Annotated in this window: 3 protein-coding genes; all 3 read right to left on the bottom strand. The window is 59.0% G+C overall.

Features of this window, described 5'->3' with window-relative positions:
• On the bottom strand, nt 1-1552 hold a 1552-nt coding region (gene ptsP, locus BG52_RS13490), incomplete at its 3' end, for a phosphoenolpyruvate--protein phosphotransferase (protein WP_051603618.1).
• Between the two features lie 19 nt (nt 1553-1571).
• Nucleotides 1572-1844 (bottom strand): HPr family phosphocarrier protein, encoded by a 273-nt coding sequence (locus BG52_RS13485; RefSeq protein WP_036582338.1) that lies wholly within the window; start codon nt 1842-1844, stop codon nt 1572-1574.
• Between the two features lie 30 nt (nt 1845-1874).
• Nucleotides 1875-2080 (bottom strand): PTS sugar transporter subunit IIA (locus BG52_RS13480; RefSeq protein ID WP_036667472.1); only part of this gene is annotated, 206 nt, incomplete at its 5' end.

Below are 2080 nucleotides of genomic sequence, written 5' to 3'. Positions count from 1 at the left end.
CGGGGTCCCCCGCCATGCTCCCGCACATTCCGGTCCATTTGCCGTGCTTGACCGAGGCATCGATGACGTTCTTGATCAACCGCAGGACGGCAGGGTGGAAGTAGTCATACAAATACGAGACCTTCTCGTTCATCCGGTCGACGGCGACCGTGTATTGAACCAGATCATTCGTACCGATGCTGAAAAAGTCGACCTCCCGCGCAAACCGGTCGGCCATCAGCGCTGCGGAAGGGATTTCAATCATGATCCCGACCTGCGTGGATTGTCCGACTGCTGCACCTTCAGACATAAGCTGGGCTCGGACTTCATCGTACAGCGCCTTCGCCTCGCGCCACTCCCCCATGCCCGAGATCATCGGGAACATGATGTGAACCGGTCCGTGTGCGCTTGCTCTGACGATGGCCCGAAGCTGCGTTACGAACAGGTCCTTCCTGTCCAGGCACAACCGGACAGCCCGGTAGCCGAGGAACGGATTGAGCTCATGCGGCAAGCTCAAGTAAGGCAATTCCTTGTCACCGCCAATATCCAGCGTCCGGATGACGACCGGCCGGCCCTCCATCGCGAGAACAGCGGCTTTGTAAGCGTCGTATTGGGTGTTCTCATCCGGCATTTCGTTCCGGCTCATGTACAGAAACTCGGTGCGGTAAAGGCCGACCCCTTCCGCACCTTTGGCTGGCAAGCCTTCCGCTTCCTCCGGCGTGCCGATATTGGCGGCTACCTCGATGCGGAACCCGTCCTTCGTGACTGCCGGCTTATCCGCGTATTGCTGCAGCGCGAGGGTTTCCTCTTCTTCCTTTTGCTGCTGCCGCTCATATCGCTCGATCGTCACAGACTCCGGATGAAGGATGCAGGCGCCCGTGGAACCGTCCAGCACCAGGCGGTCGCCGTGGCCGATGGTTTCCACCGCGTCGCCCAGACCCAATACCGCGGCGATGCCGAGCGAATTGGCCAGAATCGCCGTATGCGACGTTTTGCCGCCGACACGGGTAATAAAACCGAGCACAAACCGTTTATCGAGCTGAACGGTATCCGAAGGGGACAGATCGTCTGCCACGATAATGACGGGCTTGTCGATGTCCTCCAGGCGGCTGCCATTATTGCCCGACAAATGGCGGAGCAGCCGGTTCCCGACGTCTCTCACATCGGCAGCCCGCTCCTGCATATACGCGTTGGCCATTGCTTCGAAAATGCCGGACACCTGCTTGACCGTGCGGTGCACCGCCGTTTCCGCATTCCATCTGCCGTCGCGGATCAGCTTTTCCATCGGCGGGTAGAACGCCGGGTCGTTCAGGAAACCCACCTGGCCCTTCAGAATGCCGGCCTTCTCTTCCCCCAACGTTTCCTTCGCGCGTTCGATCAGGTGGTTTAACTCTTCGATACAGCTTGCCTTAGCCGTTTGCAGCCGATTCAGCTCACTATTCGGATCATCGGTGCTCCGCTCCGCACTTTCGTCGAAACGGAACGGTTTATAGACGAATGCTTCTCCGATCCGAACACCTTTGGATACGCCCAGACCCTGAAGCAGAAGCTCCGCCATTGCCGTTTCTCCCATCTTGCTTCGCCTCCTCGTATCAGGCTTCGCCGAAGCCGCTCTCGACCAGCTCCGACAGCTGCTCAATCGCCTGCTCCTCGTCCGGGCCGTCCGCAGAAAGCGTGATGACCGAGCCTTTTTCCAGACCGAGCGTCATCAGGTTCAGGATGCTCTTGCCGTCGGCTACGGTGTCCGAGCCTTCGGGCCGCAGCGTAACCGTCGATTCGAAGGCGCCGGCCTTCTCCGTAAAAAGCTGCGCAGGCCGGATATGGAAGCCCGCTTCGTTGCGTATCGTCAATTGAATGCTTTTCATCTGGGTTGCTCCTTCCTTGTTAACGCCGGATCAGATCGATCCCAACAGTTCCTTCAATTCGTCCGCGCTCGATACCTGCATCAGCTTGTTGCGGAACGTCTCGTCGATCAGCTTGCGCGAAATGGCGATCAGAATCTGCAAATGCTCATTGCTCGCCGCCGCTTCCGGCACCGCGATCAACAGCACAACCTTGACCGGCTCGCCGTCCAGCGACTGCCAATCGAGCGGCTCCGCCA

Origin of the sequence: Paenibacillus darwinianus, from assembly GCF_000598065.1 — a bacterium.
In the GTDB taxonomy this organism is placed as follows: Bacteria; Bacillota; Bacilli; order Paenibacillales; family Paenibacillaceae; genus Paenibacillus_I; species Paenibacillus_I darwinianus.
Note: the sequence above shows the minus strand (reverse complement) of the source record. Positions and strands in the feature narration are given on the sequence as shown.